We start from the raw sequence: 15,464 nt of genomic DNA, 5'->3' as shown, positions 1-15,464 counted from the left end.
GCTGAGGGCTCCTCGATTCCACCACACCATGCCCACGGCATCGGGCTCCCGGAGGACCCAGGGCGAGGAGGACCGGGCGTGACCAGCATCCACGGGTGGCGGGTCAGGACGCTGCTTCCTCGGGTTCTGCCAGAATCGCTGACTGTGCACGACGAAGGGCCCGGATCGCCACGGCAGGCAGCCTCGATCGACGTTGTCCTCTTCGATGTGGGCGGGGTCCTTGTCGATCTGCCCGGACTGCCGGGAATCACTGCGACAGACGCCCGACAGCAGGCCGACTTGTGGCAGGCGTGGATACACAGTCCGCATGTCCAACAATTCGAGACCGGAAAGTGCACCGCCATCGACTTCGCGCAGCGGATGGTAGCGCAATGGGAACTGCCATTGACGCCCCCCGAGTACCTGGAGGCTTTCCGATCGTGGCCCCAGGGAGTATTTCCCGAGGTCGCCGGGATTTTGACGGATTTGCGGCCGGAACTGACCACCGGATGCCTGAGCAATTCCAACGAAATCCACTGGCCGCTGATGTGGGAGGAGATGCGCCTGTCGGAACTACTGGACAAGGAATTCGTCTCGTTCCGACTCGGTGTCGCGAAGCCTGACCCGGAGGTATTCGCCCGGGTCACCCGAGAACTCCAGGTGCCACCGCATGCCGTGTTCTTCGCGGACGACAACCCAGTAAATGTCGCGGCAGCCCAAGCTGCCGGGTGGGCGGCCGCGCGAACCGTCGGTCCGGGTGAACTACGTGCGGCACTGACGGCAGCCGGGCTGCTGCGGTGACCTACATCCGCAGAATCATGCGGTTGTTGCCCAGGGTGTTCGGTTTGACTCGTTCGAGGTCGAGGAACTCCGCGACACCTTCATCCTCGGACTGCAGCAACTCCGCGAAGACATCGGGGGACACCGCAGGTTCGGCCATGATGGTGAATCCGAAACGACTGAAGAAGCGCGCCTCGAAGGTCAGCACGAAGATCCGGGATACCCCGAGGTCTCGACCCCGTTGGACCAACTCCTCCAGAAGTTGGCCGCCGATACCCATTCCGAGGTAGTCGGGGTCGACGGCCAAGGTCCGCACCTCGGCCAGGTCCTGCCACATCACATGCAGCGCACCGCACCCCACGACACGGCCGCCGAGTTCGGCAACGACAAACTCCTGGACATCTTCATACAGCGTCACGGTCGCCTTGCTCAGCAGGCGTCTGTCGGGCGCGTACAGGTCGACGAGGCGCCGGACCTCCGCGATGTCCACGGTTCGAGCAGGCCGCAGCGAGACGTCACCAGGGGCCCCGACGCTCACAGCGGTTTCACCAAAGGGAACAGGATCGTCTCGCGGATACCGAGTCCGGTCAGCACCATCAGGAGGCGGTCGATACCCAGTCCCACACCTGCGCTTGGTGGCATGCCCTGCTCGAGTGCCGCCAGGAAGTCCTCGTCCAGCGGCATGGCCTCGACATCACCATGCGCGCCCAACTCGGCCTGAGCCAGCAGTCTCTCGCGCTGGATGACGGGGTCGGTCAGTTCGGAGTACCCGGTGGCCAACTCGAATCCGCCGACGTAGAGGTCCCACTTCTCGACGACACCGGGGATGCTGCGGTGATCCCGGGTCAAGGGGGAGGTGTCGACGGGATAGTCACACACGAACGTCGGACCGGTGAACTGCGGGACGACGTAGTGCTCGAAGAGTTCCTCGACCAGTCGACCCGGGACCCAACCGGGGTCGAGGTCGATCTCTGCCGCTGCGCACAGATCCGCCAACTCGGCCCTCGGCGTCTGCGGGGTGATCCGGCGCCCGACCGCTTGTGAGACGGCGTCGAAGAGCGAGATCCGCTCCCACTCACCGGACAGGTCGTGAACGCTGCCATCGGCGTGCGTCACGGTCAGTGATCCACAGACCGCCTGAGCGGCCTCCTGGATCAGTTCCCGGGTGCGGGCGGCACCGTCGTTGTAGTCGGCGTAGGCCTCGTAGAACTCCAGCATCCCGAACTCCGGGGAATGGGTGGAGTCCGCGCCTTCGTTGCGGAAGTTGCGGTTGATGTCGAAGACCTTTTCGATGCCACCCACCACGCACCTCTTCAAGTAGAGCTCGGGGGCGATCCGCAGGAACAGGTCGATGTCATAGGCATTCATATGCGTCACGAACGGGCGCGCGCTCGCGCCGCCCTGCAAGGTCTGCAGGATCGGGGTCTCGACTTCGAGGAACCCACGGGAAGTCAGTGACGCACGCAGACTGGCGAGCGTCGCGATCCGCTGCCGCGCCACTGTGCGGGCCTCCTCGTTCATGATCAGGTCCAGATGGCGTTGCCGGACCCTGGTCTCCTCGCTGAGCGACTTGTGGGCGACGGGAAGTGGACGTAGTGCCTTGGCCGCGAAACCCCAGTCAGTCACGAAGATGCTGAGTTCACCGCGCCGCGACGCTCCCACTTCGCCGGTGACCCACACCTGATCGCCCAGGTCGACCTCGTGCTTCCAGTCGGCGAGCGACTGCTCCCCGACGCGGTCCAACGAGATCATCGCCTGCACTGCGGCGCCCGCCCCGGAGCGCAGACTCGCAAAGCACAGTTTGCCGGTGTTGCGGATGAACAGCACGCGGCCGGCGACTGTCACGAACTGGCCCGTGGTCTGCCCCGCCGCGACCTCGTCGAAGGTGTCGCGGACCTGCTCGATGCTGTGAGTGACTGGAACGGTGACGGGGTAGGGCTGCCGACCACTGTCGAGCAGGCGCTGCCGCTTGTCGCGGCGGATCTGCATCTGTTCGGGCAGGTCCTCATCCGGGGATGGCAGGCCCTCGTCTGGGGATGACGTGTCCAGGTGTTCGGTCACCCCGGGAGTTTACCGGCAGCGTTCAGTCCCGGTTCCGTCCTGTTCAGTCCCGATTGCGGTCGAACACCAGCCGCAATCCGTGCAACGTCAGGTACGGGTCGTGGTGGGTGATGGACTCGGACTCGGGCACGACGATCTCGGCCAGGCCACCGGTCGCCACGACCGCCTCGACCGCACCGAGTTCCGCCGTGATGCGACGAACCAAGCCGTCCACCTGTCCGGCGAACCCGTACAACGCACCGGATTGGAGGGCCTCGACCGTGTTTCGGCCGATGGGAGACCGAGGTCGGACCAGTTCGACTTTGCGCAGTTGCGCAGCGCGGGCGGCCAACGCGTCCAACGAGATCTGAATCCCCGGGGCGAGTGCCCCGCCGAGGAATTCCCCCTTCGCGCTGACGACGTCGAGGTTGGTGGAGGTCCCGAAGTCCACGACGATCGCCGGTCCGCCGTACCGCTCGAACACAGCGAGGGTGTTGACGATGCGATCGGCGCCGACTTCCCGCGGGTTGTCGGTCACCACCGCAACCCCCGTGCGTACCCCCGGTTCCACGATCACGGTGTCGACTCGCGGGAAGTACCGGTCCAGCATCAGGCGCAGCTCGTGCAGCACCGCGGGGACCGTCGAGCACAACGAGATCCCGGTCAAACCCGGCTGCCCCTCGAGCAACCCTCGATAGATCAGGAGCATCTCGTCGGCGGTGGCTCGCGAGTCGGTCTTGATACGCCACGACTCCATCAGCTCGGGACCGCCGAAGAGACCCAGGACCGTGTTGGTGTTTCCGACGTCGATGGTCAGCAGCATGTCAACTCCGCAGGTCCGCGCCGATGTCCAGCACCGGGGCGCTGTGCGTCAGCGCCCCCACCGCCAGGTAGTCCACGCCAGTGGCTCCCACGTCGGCGGCTATGTCGAGGGTCAAGCCCCCCGACGCCTCGAGTTGCGCCCGGCCCGCGTTGATCGCCACCGCCTGACGCATCTGATCGGTCGTGAAGTTGTCGAGCAGCACCAGATCGGCCCCGGCGACGAGCACCTCTTCGAGCTGGTCGATCGAGTCGACCTCTACCTCGATCGGCAGCCCGGGGAAGTCGCGCCTCACAGCGTCGAAAGCCGGAACGACACCCCCCGCGGCCAGTACGTGGTTGTCCTTCACGAGTGCGGCGTCTGACAGCGACATCCGGTGATTGACGCCGCCGCCGCAGCGCACGGCGTACTTCTCCAGACGCCGCATACCCGGGGTCGTCTTGCGGGTGTCCCGCACGCTGGCTGCGGTACCCGCCAGCGCCTGCACCCATCGATCGGTCTGAGTCGCGATACCGGACAGGTGGCACAGGAGGTTGAGAGCGGTGCGTTCGGCCAGCAGCAGGTCCCGCGTGCGACCGGCCGCGCTCACCACCACGTCCCCGGGGCCGACCCGGGTGCCGTCCACCGATCCGATTGTCGTGGTCAAGTCGTCGCCCCCGACGGTCTCGAACACCGCAGCTGCCACCGGTACGCCTGCGACGACTCCCCGCTGGCGTGCCACCAGGTCGAGCACTGCGGTCTGATCGTCGGGGACTGTGGCCGCGGTGGTCACGTCGACACCCCCGTCGAGGTCCTCGTCCAGCGCGCGACCGACCAAGGTCGTCACCTGTTCGGGATCGAGTCCGGCAGTCACCAGTGCAGTCCTGGTGGCCGGGGAGATGTCGTGCCAGCTCATGGCCAAGCCTCCCATCGTGGAGTCGACAATGGCGCCAGTTCGGTGACGAGTTCACCGTCCACCAATCGCGTTGCCTGATGAACGGCCCACGCGGGGACCGTCTCTGGGTAATCCTCGCGCCAGTGTGATCCGCGGGTCTCGGTCCGGCCCCCCGCCTGGTGGGCCAGGACCGTGGCGACGGTGGCGATGTTGCTCGTCTCCCAGGCGGCGGTCGCCGCTTCTCCCGGAAACTCCCGGGGGAGACGATCCAACTCGCGCAACGCGGCGTCGATGGACTGCGCTGATCGCAGCACTCCGACACCGTCGGACATCGCGCTTTGCACCAACGGGCGGGCCGCCTCATCCATGACGAACTCGGACTGGGAGCGGGCGACGGGCTCGCGGCGGCGGGGCAGCCCGGTGGCCAGGACGTCCGCGATACGTTCCGCGAAGACGAGTCCCTCCAGCAGCGAGTTCGACGCCAGACGGTTGGCTCCGTGGACACCGGTGCACGCGACTTCCCCGCACGCGAACAGGCCACGGATGGAACTGCGTCCCGACAGGTCCGTGCGAACACCGCCACTGGCGTAGTGCTGGGCCGGCGCCACCGGGACCAACTGCGTGACCGGGTCGAAACCCAGCTCACGGCTGCGCACCAGAATCGTGGGGAATCGTTCCCGCCACACGTCGGCCCCCAGTGCCCGCCCGTCCAGCCACACATGTGGAGCGCCGGACTCCCGCATGACCTGCATGATCGCCTTGGCGACGACGTCGCGGGGGGCGAGTTCCGCCAACGGATGTCGGTCCACCATGAACCGGCGCCCGTGCGGGTCCAACAGCAGCGCCCCCTCACCGCGCACCGCCTCCGACACCAGCGGCTGCTGCCCGCGCGCGGCAGGGCCCAGCCACATCACCGTGGGATGGAACTGGACGAACTCCAGATCGGCCATGACCGCCCCGGCACGCGCGGCCAAGGCCATGCCATCGCCGGTGGCCACCAGCGGGTTCGTGGTGGCGGCGAAGACCTGACCGAGGCCCCCGGTCGCGAGCACCACAGCAGGAGCCAGCACTGCCCCGACGCCGTCCCGTTGCCCTTGTTCCATGACATGCAACGTGATGCCTTGCACCGCACCGTCGCCGTCGCGCAGCAGGTCGAGGGCGAGTGCTTGTTCGTACAAAGTGATGCCGTCGTCGTCGTGCACCGCGGATACCAGGGCCCGCACGATTTCTCGGCCCGTGGCGTCGCCCCCCGCATGCGCGATCCGGTCACGCAGGTGGCCGCCCTCGCGGGTCAGGGCGAGATCGCCGCCGGCGGTGCGGTCGAAACGTGTGCCCAGCTCCACCAGGCCTCGAACGGCCCCGGGGCCCTGCGTGACCAGCACCCGGACGGCGTCCTCGTCGCACAGACCGGCACCGGCGGTGAGCGTGTCCCGCAGGTGATCGTCCGGGGAGTCGTCCTCGTCGAGGGCCGCCGCGATGCCACCCTGGGCCCACTGGGTCGACCCGTGCTCGACCCGCGACTTGGTCACGACCATGACCCGGTACCCGAGGGTGCGTGCGTGCAGAGCGAGGCTGAGACCGGCGATTCCGGAGCCGATGACGACGACATCGGATTCCTCGAACCACCCCGGTGACGGGGCCGCCAGCTCGGCAGCCACGATACCGGCAGCAGTGGGAGGCGGCGGTGTCATGGTCATCGCGGGGCCAACACTAGGGGCACGTTGTCCAGGAGGCGAGGGGGGCCGACCCGAGCGGCCACCAGCAGCCGAGCCGGTCCCGATGACGGCGCCGGGCCCAGATCGGGATCGGTCACGACGACGTAGTCAGGTTCCACACCGGGCTCGGCGCGCAGGATGTCGGTGGCCACGTCCACCACAGTCTCGGCGTTGGCTCCGCGTTCCGCGGCCGACCGAGCGGCGGCGGTGGCGCGGGGGATGGCCGTGGCGGTCTTGCGTTCGGCGGGCGAGAGGTACGCGTTGCGGCTGGACATCGCCAAACCGTCGGAGTCGCGTACGGTCGGGGCGCCGACGGCGCGGGTGGGGATGTTCAGCGTCGCGATCATCGCCCGGATCAGGACCAGCTGCTGGTAGTCCTTCTCCCCGAACACTGCCGTGTCGCACGCCATGATGTGCAGCAACTTCGCCACGACCGTCAGTACGCCCCGGAAGTGCCCGGGTCGAGCTGCGCCCTCGAGTACTGCGCCGAGCGGGCCCGGGTCAACGGTGATCTGCGCCCCTCCCGCGTACAGGTCGTCGGCGGTAGGGGCGAAGACCACATCGACCCCGTGATCGGCGCAGATGTCGAGATCCTGCTCCCAGGTGCGGGGATACCGCGCAAAGTCCTCGCCCTCACCGAACTGCAGGGGGTTGACGAAGATCGACACCACGACTTCCCCGGTAGCCCCGGCCTCATCGCGGGCGAGGTCCATGAGGGCCGCGTGCCCCGGATGCAAGGCGCCCATCGTCATCACGGCGACTCTGTGTCCAGTAGGCGTCCGCGCCTGCATGTCCGCCACTGTGTCGACAACGCGAGGTCGCATGGGATCAGCATGCCCGACACCCGTCAGCGCTGCGCCAGTACCTCCAGCAAGCGGGCCGCCAAGGCGGGGTCGAGGTTGCCGGCCGCCAGAGCGCGGTCAGCCGTGCGTCGTGCCAGCGCCCGATAGGCGTCGGCCATGGCTGTCGACACTTTGGTCAACTCGTCCAAGTGAGCCGCGACGGTGCCGGAGTCGCCGCGGGACACCGGTCCCGTCAACGCGTTGTCACCATGGGCCAGGGCATTCGCCAGCGCGGCGTCCAACAGTGGTCCGAGCATGCGATGCGGTTCGTCCAGACCCGAGAGCCGGAGCAGATCCATCGCTTCGGCGACCAGGGTGATCATGTGGTTCGCGCTGTGGGCCAAGGCAGCGTGATAGAGCGGGCGCTTGTCCTCCGCGACGAACATGGGCTCCCCACCCATCTCGACGACCAAGGCAGCAGCGACGGTCATCAGGTGTTCCGGGGCGGTCACCCCGAAAGGGCAGCCGATGAGCCGGTCGACGTCCTCGGGACGTCCGGTCAGAGTCATGACGGGATGCAGAGCCATCGGCTGGGCGTGCAGCGGGTCGAGTTCCGTGACTCCGTAGCGGCCGGACGAGTGGACGACGAATTGCTCTCGACCTGCCCAGCCTCCCGCCGCCGCGGCCTGGACCATCGTGAGCAGTACGTCGTCCGGAACGGTAAGCAGGACGAGATCCGCCGCCGCGAAGACGTCGGGCGGTGACACGACGGCGGCGTCGGGCAGCATGCCGGCGGCACGTTGGCGGGAGCGTCCCGAGTGGGCGTGCACCGCGACCACATGATGACCGGCTCGCTGCAGCGCAGCCGCCAAGACCGATCCGGCGCGGCCGACTCCGATGACACCCACCCGCAATCGGGCCGGTTCACTCATCGGTCACCGGCGGCTCGTGCTGCATCCAGCGCATCGTCCCGGCGGCGGTGAGCGCCGCGTGAGCCCGCTGGTTCTGTTCCTCGGCCAGCGTCCGCGCCTCTCCTGCGTCCCGGTGCAGAGCCACGATCGAGACCGGACCGGGAACCGAGTCCACGTGCATGGACGCCAGTTTCAGCCACCGTTGCCAGGGTCCCTGGGTGACGCGTACGGACTGGCATCGGGCGTGTGGCACCACGGTGAGCCGGTGGACAAAGCGGCCGCGTGCGGTGGCGAACACGGTGTCGTCGTGTCCCACTCCCAGCTGCCGGAATTGGATCCACGCACGCCGGGCGGCCCGCGGGGGAGGTGGGACCAAAGTGATGGCACGCGCATCGACTCCCGGGAGAACCTGGCGAACCACGGACAGCGCCACGTCGTACGGGGCGACCGGGAGGAGGACCTGGTCGGTGTTCTGTCCGTCGTCGTCGTCGGAGCGCCGCATCCCCGCGACGTTCAGTCTCACGCGCACCCAATCCTTGCGCCGCCAGAGGATCGACTGGACGAACTCGACCGCCTGAACCCGACCGGGTGGGATCGTCTGCGCTTGGACCTGCAACAGACCGGAGCGCAGCCGCAGTCCGTCCGGTGAGTCGGCGACGGTGAATCCGTAGTACCGCGTGAACTCGGTCAGGACCATCACGAGGGGAACCCCGCCGATGAACAGGAACAGCAGGCCGACCGGTCCCTCTGTCATGACCGTCGTGACGACGATCAATGTAGTGAGCAGCAGGAGGAGTACTGTGCTGCCGCGCAGCAGGAGCGAGACCGCCAGATCGCGGGCGGGCACTGAGACCAGGGGACGTTGCGGGGCTTCGCCGGTGCTGGGGTGCAGTCCGGCGGCCCGGGCGATGACCTCGTTGCGCAGATCTTGAGCGTCCGACAGCGTGAGGTAGCGCAGTTGGGCGCGGGAGTCGCCGACGCCCGCGACCTCGACGCTCACCTCGGCCATGCTGAACAGCCGCGCCAACAGCGGCTGGACGACTTCGACGCCCTGCAATCGGGACAGCTGCAGCCGGCGTTCGGTCCGGGTCAGGATGCCGGACGCGACCCGCAAGTCGCCTTCCCCGTCGAACCAGAACGTCAGCCGCTGCCAGGCCAGGTACTGCACGCCCGCAGTGATCAGCGCGATGACCAGCGCCACGACCACAACGCCCGCAAGTCCGGTGAACATCGGGAACGACGCCTGGAAACGTCCCAGCAGACCGATGCCCACGAGCAGCGCCAGCGGCAGCACTCGGGCGGCATGCACGAGCGGGGTGATCGGATGGGTGCGCCGGGGTGCGGTGGGACCGGCGGGCGGTGGTCCAGCGGGCAGTGCTTCAGCGGGTCCGAACGTCCCGGAGCTGTCCGGGACGGGGCGCGGCGGTGGTGGGAGGTTCATATCCCCGCGGAGCGGGCTTCACCCTGGGCCGCCAGGCGATCCCGCAGCCGGGCCGCTTCGACCGGTGTGAGTCCCGGGATACCGGCGTCGGTGGTGGCAGCTGCCGTGTGCAACTTGACGGTGGCCAAGCCCATGGCCCGGTCGATCGGCCCGGCGACCAGGTCGACCAGCTGCATCCGGCCGTAGGGCACGATCACCAGGCGTTTGAACATCACCCCTGATGTCACGAGGAGATCGTCGTCGCGCTCCACGTAACCGAACGAGGCGACGCGGCGACCCAACAGCCACCACAACCAGCCCAGCACAACGACAGCGACCACACTCACCGCGATGACCCCCGGCATGAGGGACTGCACCGCGAAGATGACGATGAGTACCGCGGTGACCGGAACGACGATCAGGACGGTGGTGAGCCGCCAGGCGGTCGCGAGCCGCGGTGAGACCCGTTGCCACGCCTCGGTGGGAGGGGCGAAGGCCTCACCAAATTGTCACGACCGCCAATCTACTCCCCGATCAGTCGTCCTCAACCGGATGCAGGGGTGACCCCGACTCCGCTGCAGCCGGGGTGGAACCACCGACGACCCGCGCCGGATGCAGCGGCGTCGACAACGTGATGTTGGCGCCTGGTGCCTGGTCCGACTCCGGAGTTCCTGCGGGGACGACCGGATGCAGGGGAGTACTGACGACCACGGATGGGGCGTCACTGGGAGCCTGCGGTACGACCGGATGCAGCGGGGTCCCGCTGGGCTGGGGGGACGCCCCGACCGTCGGCTGCGGCGCTGCGCCGGGGTCACGCGCGGGGTCGCGCGGCTGTGGCTGCGGTTGGGAGAGCACCGGCGACGGTGTCGGGGCTGGACCCGGGTCCACGGTCACGATCGATGGGTCCGGCTCGCGTCGAGGCGGCTCACGTCGGGGCGGCTCGTCGCGCGGTGGTTCCGTCGACTCCGGGGTCCCCGTTTCGCCCCCGTTGCCGCCGCCGCCACGCTGCGGTTCATCGTCATGGCCCCCGCGCGGCGGTTCACCGTTGCCACCGCGTTGGGGTTCGTCGTCCTTGCCGTCGCCAGGCTGACCCGCGCCAGGCTGACCGGCATCGGGCTCGTCTGCATCGGGCTCATCGGCATCGGGCTCATCGGCATGGGGCTGACCGGCATCGGGCTCACCGGCATCAGGCTCACCGGCATCAGGCTCATCGGCATCAGGCCGGCCCTCACCACCATCGCCCGGAGTCGACTCGGCACCATCGTCGGGATCATCGCCCGCACCGTCGTCGGGACCGTCGCCGGGGCCGTCGTCCGGGCCGTCGTCCGGGCCGTCGTCCGGGTCGTCATCCGGGCCGTCGTCGGACTGGTCAGGATCCGGATCCGGCTTCGGCCCCGGATCGGGCCCAGGATCAGGCCCTGGATCGGGCTGTGGATCGGGAGCCGAACCACCACCTGGATCCCCCTGCGTGGTATCTCCACCGCTGGGATCCGGTTCGTCGTCAGGAGTCCCAGGATCCGTGACGGGACCGGGCTCGGAATCATCTTGCGGATCCCGACTGACCATGCCCGCCGACGCCGTCAATCCCGGTTCGTGGTCGACGTCGTCGGCATGTGCGGTGCCCATGCCCAGGAACATCCCTCCGCCGACGACCAACAGCCCCGCCGGAATCGTCAGGTAACGCGTACTCATTTCTCATTTCCCCCTTGTATTGAACGGTTCGAACTCTGATTCGGCGCCAGGGGCCGCAGCCGTGACGCGCAGCACCGGTCCGGTCTGGCTGCCGGCGAACGTGACGCGCCAGTCGTCGTCATCCCAGACGACCGGGACCTCATAGACGACGGAGCGTCCTTGCGGTGTGTGCACCAGCAACTCCACCGTGGTGGTGGCATCGGGTCGATAGTTGCGAATCCGCCAGGCGGCGATCTCCCCGGTGGGCGCCAGCACGGGGGCGCCCCGCTTGATCGCCGATTCGGCCAGGCCCTGTGCTTCCGCCGCAGCTTCGTACTGCTTCATGGTCTGCGCCAACAAGTCCCCGCCCTCGATCACCTGCTCGTCGATGGTCGGAGTGAACACCCGCGGACCGGTGTAGGGATCGATGTGGGTGGAGATGTGGACTGCCGCGAGTGCCGCACCCTGGGGATCCTGGGCGAAACCCGTCGCCCGGTGATCGGTGAAGATGAACGGGCCAGAACTCTCGCTGATGGGCAGAGCAGCGCCCTGCCACGGCATGGAGGTCAGGTCGGCGGAATCGGGGGTTGGCGTCGGAGTTGATTCCGGTGAGCGCACAGAGGTGACCGGGCTTGGTCCGGGAGCCGCCGCCACTGTTTCCGCGGGAGTAACCGGCGCGGGAACCGACAACCGGTAGGCCAGGCCCCCCAGCACGATCATCACCACGACTGCGATGAGGGCACCCGCCACCAGTTTCGGCACTTGTGGCCGTCCGCCGCCCCACCATGACGCTCGTGCCGGCCGGGGTGCACCCCACTCGTCGGAGTCACCGTCATCATCGGCGAACACTGCCCGGACATCCTGGGGGTCGGGGACGCGGTCGTCGGACTCCGGCCCCGGACCACTGCCCCAGGAATCGCCCCAGTCGTCACCCGGCTTGATGCGAACACTCATGCGCCTACCCCCGTTTCGGCGCAGAAACTGTCCATCGCCGAGGGCCGGGCCGCCGACATGGGGGGTCGAATCTCGTGACCTGTCTTACGCGGTCACGACAGGAGGTGATGCGAAGACCACGCGCGGTGGGGGGTCACGCGCGGGTGGGGGGTCACGCGCGGGTGGGAGTCAGGCCAAACCGTTGGCGACGAGCCACGACTGGGCCACGGTCGCTGGGTCCTGGCGTTCCCAGTCGACCGCGTAGTTCATCTGACGCAAGGCTTCCTGGGTGAGCTTTGCCGACACCGCGTTGAGGGTCTTGTTGATCGTGTCGTTGTCGGCCTTGGCGTTGACCACCGGGATGATGTTGTCGGATGCCTGCAGGTTCTTGTCGTCGGTCAAGATCACCAACCCGAACTGATCGAGTGCACCATCCGAGGTGAGTACCAGTCCAACGTCCACCATTCCCTGTTCCAGGGCTGACTTCGTCAACGGTCCACCGGCGTCCAGACTGACGAACTCGGAGACTTGGACTCCATAGGTGTCTTCGAGCCCGATCAAGCAGAACGGTCGGGCAGGGCACTCTGGTGGCCCCCCGACGCTGACCGGACTCTGCTGGGAGTACTCGCCGAGTTGGGTCAGGGTCGTCAGGTTGTGCTCCGCCGCGAACTCCTTGCGCACCGCAAAGGCGTTCTGATTGCGCGCGGGAGCGGGCTCGAGCACCACCAGGCCCACCTGATCGGCCAGCTTGCGCAGGTGTTTGACCGTGACATCGATGTTCGGCGAGGCCTGCGCCGGCGCATCCGGACCGTTGACCTGCTTGTTGAGGAACTCCGTGAGGGTGCCTGCATACTCCGGCACGACCTGGATCTCCCCTTGCTCTGCGGCCGGGATGACGATCTCGCGGTTGGTCAGGGTCTTGACCTCAGCGGATTCACCGGCCGCGTTGAGAGCTCCCGAATACACGTTGGCGACGATCTGGCTTTCACCGAAGTTGTAGGCCGCCACCTGCAAAGTCCCGGCGTCGCCCGCACCCGGCTCCGCGTCGGCACTGGGATCGGACGACTGCAGGCTGGAGCAGGCCGGCACGACCAGGACGGCCAGGACAGCGGCGGCCAACCGAACTGCACCTCTCACGTCTGACTCCCAGTTTGCGCATCGGACTTCTTCTTCGCACGCAGCGGCAACGGGGTGAGGTACTTCTGGATGACGGCCAACACGGCTTCGGTCCCCACGGACAGCACCGAAACACAGATGACACCGGCGAACATCAGCGTGAGGTCTTGCAGGGCGAACCCGTCCACGACGTATCGACCCAGCCCGCCCCCACCGACGAGCGCGGCAAGTGTCGCGGTGGCCACTACCTGAACCGTCGTGGTGCGCAGTCCCGCCCCGATCAACGGAACGGCAGTGGGCAGTTCCACGCGCCCCAAGACCTGGCGATCTGTCATGCCCATGCCCGTGGCGCCGTCCACCATGGCTTCGTCCACGTCGCGCACACCGACGTAAGTGTTGGTGAGCAGTGGCGGGATCGCGAAGATCGCGAGCGCCAAGATCGCAGCCAAGTTGCCGACCCCGATGACATCCCAGGACGCGAAGATGATCAACAACGCGAACGTCGGGATCGCGCGGCCGATGGTGCCGAGATTGGTCACCAGGCCACCGAACCGGCCGAAGTGACCGATGATCATTCCGATCGGGAAGGCCAATGCGACCGCGATCACCATCGCGGCGGCGCTGATCCACAGTGTCTGCAGCGTGCGCACCGGGATGCCGTTGGGACCGCTCCAGTTGGCGGGGTCCGTGAACCATGCGATGAGTTCAGACACGATGCCTCACCTGCTCCCGCGGGTATGGGCCCATGGCGTCACGAGTCGTTCCACTCCCTGCAGCAGCAGGTCGAACAGCAGCGCCAGGATGACCGTGAGGATCGTCGCCGTCATGATCTCGGCGTGGTAGAAGTTGTTGATGAATCCGTTCAGGATCAGGGTGCCGTAGCCACCGAAACCCACGAGCGCGCCGATGGTGACCAGTCCGACGGTGGACACCGTGGCCAGCCTGATCCCGGCGATGATGGCGGGCAGGGCCAGCGGCACCTCCACCTGCCACAGGATCCGTCGGCGACTCATCCCCATACCTTGCGCGGAGTCCACCGCGGTCTCCGGCACACCTTCGAGGCCCACCAGGATGTTGCGCAGGATGATAAGTAGTGCGTAGAGCGCAAGCGCGATGATCACAGTCAACGCCGACAGCCCGAACACCGGCCACAGCGCGGTGATCATGGCGAGTGACGGGATCGTGTAGAGCACGCCGGTGAACACGAGTGTCGGAGTCTCGAGCGGTCGCCAGGTCCGAACCATGACCGCGAGCGGGACGGCCACGATGATGCTGAGTCCCATCGCGCACAGGGTCAACGCGACATGTTGCTGACCGGCTGCTACTAACTTGTCTACGTTGTTCTCAACGTACGTCCAGCTGAACCAGGGGTTCGGGGCGTCGCCGACCGCCGGGAGGGACATGCATGGACGCTACCGCTGAATCGATGATTCGTCTTGAGGGAGTGCAGAAACAGTACGGTGACGGCACCATCGCCGTTCAGGATCTGACTCTCGACGTCAAGGCCGGGGAAGTCTGCGTCCTGGTGGGGCCTTCGGGCTGCGGCAAGACCACCACGATGCGGATGATCAACCGCCTTGTCGAACCTACCAAGGGCACGGTGTCCGTCGACGGCAAGGACGTCATGGCCGGCGACCCGGTGGCGCTCAGACGCGGGATCGGCTACGTGATCCAGGCGGTCGGACTGTTCCCCCATCAGACGGTGCGCCGCAACGTGGGCACCGTGTGCCGCCTCTTGCAGTGGGACAAGGAGAAGATCGACCAGCGCGCCGACGAGATGCTGGAGTTGGTGGGCCTGGAGCCTGAACTCTACGGCTCCCGCTATCCCCATCAGTTGTCCGGTGGCCAGCGACAGCGGGTGGGGGTGGCGCGAGCGCTCGCCTCTCATCCCCCAGTACTGCTCATGGATGAGCCATTCGGCGCCATCGATCCTGTGGCCCGTGGCAACCTGCAAGAGGAGTTCTTGAAACTGCAACGCGAACTCGGCACCACCACCGTCATCGTCACGCATGACATCGACGAGGCAGTGCGACTCGGTGACCGGATCGCAGTCATGAAGCAGGGTGGATATCTGGAGCAGTACGACACTCCGGCGCGGGTGTTGGGCCACCCCGCCTCGGACTTCGTCGCCGAGTTCGTCGGTTCGGATCGGCTGCTGAAACTCATGGCGGTGATGGATGTCGAAAGTGCCCACCTCGACCCCGTGGTCGTTGGCACCGAGTCTCTGCCGACAATCCCTGTGACTGCGACCCTGCGCGAGGCATCAGTGGCGATCTTGGATGCGCCGGCGGGCCGCGTGGCCGTGACCGGTGCGGACGGCGCAGCGCTCGGAACTCTGACTTTCGACGGAGTGCGCCAGATCCTCGCCGCCAACAGCAACGTCGCGGACTAGATCGGGATCCTGGTCAGGCGCGGCGTTTGCC

General features: G+C 67.3%; 16 protein-coding genes. 2 read left to right on the top strand and 14 right to left on the bottom strand.

What is annotated here, in order from left to right; all coding sequences use genetic code 11:
* The first annotated feature begins 78 nt into the window (after window positions 1–78).
* Window positions 79–780, top strand: coding sequence for an HAD-IA family hydrolase (locus tag V9E98_01660; GenBank protein ID MEI2715697.1), 702 nt, complete (start codon window positions 79–81; stop codon window positions 778–780).
* 1 nt (window position 781) lies between these two features.
* Here V9E98_01660 and V9E98_01655 read toward each other — a convergent pair whose 3' ends face one another.
* The 14 genes from V9E98_01655 to V9E98_01590 all read right to left on the bottom strand — a co-directional run bounded on the left by V9E98_01655 (window position 782) and on the right by V9E98_01590 (window position 14,444).
* Complete coding sequence (locus tag V9E98_01655; protein ID MEI2715696.1) at window positions 782–1,297, bottom strand: amino-acid N-acetyltransferase; 516 nt, start codon at window positions 1,295–1,297, stop codon at window positions 782–784.
* A complete protein-coding gene (gene lysS, locus V9E98_01650; GenBank protein ID MEI2715695.1) occupies window positions 1,294–2,820 on the bottom strand; it encodes a lysine--tRNA ligase in 1,527 nt (508 codons plus the stop codon). The genes V9E98_01655 and lysS overlap by 4 nt, the downstream gene beginning before the upstream one ends.
* A gap of 43 nt (window positions 2,821–2,863) precedes the next feature.
* Window positions 2,864–3,622, bottom strand: coding sequence for a type III pantothenate kinase (locus V9E98_01645; protein MEI2715694.1), 759 nt, complete (start codon window positions 3,620–3,622; stop codon window positions 2,864–2,866).
* A gap of 1 nt (window position 3,623) precedes the next feature.
* On the bottom strand, window positions 3,624–4,514 hold the full coding sequence (nadC, locus tag V9E98_01640) for a carboxylating nicotinate-nucleotide diphosphorylase (protein ID MEI2715693.1): 891 nt from the start codon (window positions 4,512–4,514) through the stop codon (window positions 3,624–3,626).
* The gene (locus tag V9E98_01635) at window positions 4,511–6,190 is read right to left on the bottom strand and encodes an L-aspartate oxidase (protein MEI2715692.1); all 1,680 of its coding nucleotides are present in this window, start codon (window positions 6,188–6,190) and stop codon (window positions 4,511–4,513) included. Before V9E98_01635 ends, nadC begins: the two co-directional genes overlap by 4 nt.
* Window positions 6,187–7,032: a pantoate--beta-alanine ligase gene (gene panC, locus V9E98_01630; GenBank protein ID MEI2715691.1), complete on the bottom strand. Its 846-nt coding sequence runs from the start codon at window positions 7,030–7,032 to the stop codon at window positions 6,187–6,189. The genes V9E98_01635 and panC overlap by 4 nt, the downstream gene beginning before the upstream one ends.
* A 23-nt stretch (window positions 7,033–7,055) precedes the next feature.
* Complete coding sequence (locus tag V9E98_01625) at window positions 7,056–7,922, bottom strand: DUF2520 domain-containing protein (GenBank protein MEI2715690.1); 867 nt, start codon at window positions 7,920–7,922, stop codon at window positions 7,056–7,058.
* The gene (locus V9E98_01620) at window positions 7,915–9,210 is read right to left on the bottom strand and encodes a PH domain-containing protein (GenBank protein ID MEI2715689.1); all 1,296 of its coding nucleotides are present in this window, start codon (window positions 9,208–9,210) and stop codon (window positions 7,915–7,917) included. The genes V9E98_01625 and V9E98_01620 overlap by 8 nt, the downstream gene beginning before the upstream one ends.
* Window positions 9,211–9,338: 128 nt before the next feature.
* Entirely contained in the window at window positions 9,339–9,686 is a 348-nt protein-coding gene (locus V9E98_01615) for a PH domain-containing protein (GenBank protein ID MEI2715688.1), read from the bottom strand.
* Window positions 9,687–9,855: 169 nt separating this feature from the next.
* On the bottom strand, window positions 9,856–11,013 hold the full coding sequence (locus V9E98_01610; protein ID MEI2715687.1) for a hypothetical protein: 1,158 nt from the start codon (window positions 11,011–11,013) through the stop codon (window positions 9,856–9,858).
* 3 nt (window positions 11,014–11,016) lie between these two features.
* Entirely contained in the window at window positions 11,017–11,946 is a 930-nt protein-coding gene (locus V9E98_01605; GenBank protein ID MEI2715686.1) for a hypothetical protein, read from the bottom strand.
* 168 nt (window positions 11,947–12,114) lie between these two features.
* On the bottom strand, window positions 12,115–13,062 hold the full coding sequence (locus V9E98_01600; protein MEI2715685.1) for an ABC transporter substrate-binding protein: 948 nt from the start codon (window positions 13,060–13,062) through the stop codon (window positions 12,115–12,117).
* Window positions 13,059–13,754 carry an ABC transporter permease gene (locus V9E98_01595; GenBank protein ID MEI2715684.1) on the bottom strand — a complete coding sequence of 232 codons (696 nt, stop codon included), beginning with the start codon at window positions 13,752–13,754 and terminating at the stop codon, window positions 13,059–13,061. The genes V9E98_01600 and V9E98_01595 overlap by 4 nt, the downstream gene beginning before the upstream one ends.
* Window positions 13,755–13,760: 6 nt before the next feature.
* Window positions 13,761–14,444: an ABC transporter permease gene (locus tag V9E98_01590; GenBank protein ID MEI2715683.1), complete on the bottom strand. Its 684-nt coding sequence runs from the start codon at window positions 14,442–14,444 to the stop codon at window positions 13,761–13,763.
* A 41-nt stretch (window positions 14,445–14,485) separates the two neighbouring features.
* On the opposite strand from V9E98_01590, the gene V9E98_01585 reads away from it, so the two are divergent.
* Complete coding sequence (locus V9E98_01585; GenBank protein ID MEI2715682.1) at window positions 14,486–15,433, top strand: ATP-binding cassette domain-containing protein; 948 nt, start codon at window positions 14,486–14,488, stop codon at window positions 15,431–15,433.
* Window positions 15,434–15,464: the final 31 nt, after the last annotated feature.

This window comes from Candidatus Nanopelagicales bacterium (genome assembly GCA_037045355.1).
GTDB lineage: Bacteria > Actinomycetota > Actinomycetes > S36-B12.
The sequence above is the reverse complement of the archived record's forward strand: the minus strand, read 5'-3'. Positions and strand labels throughout refer to the sequence as shown.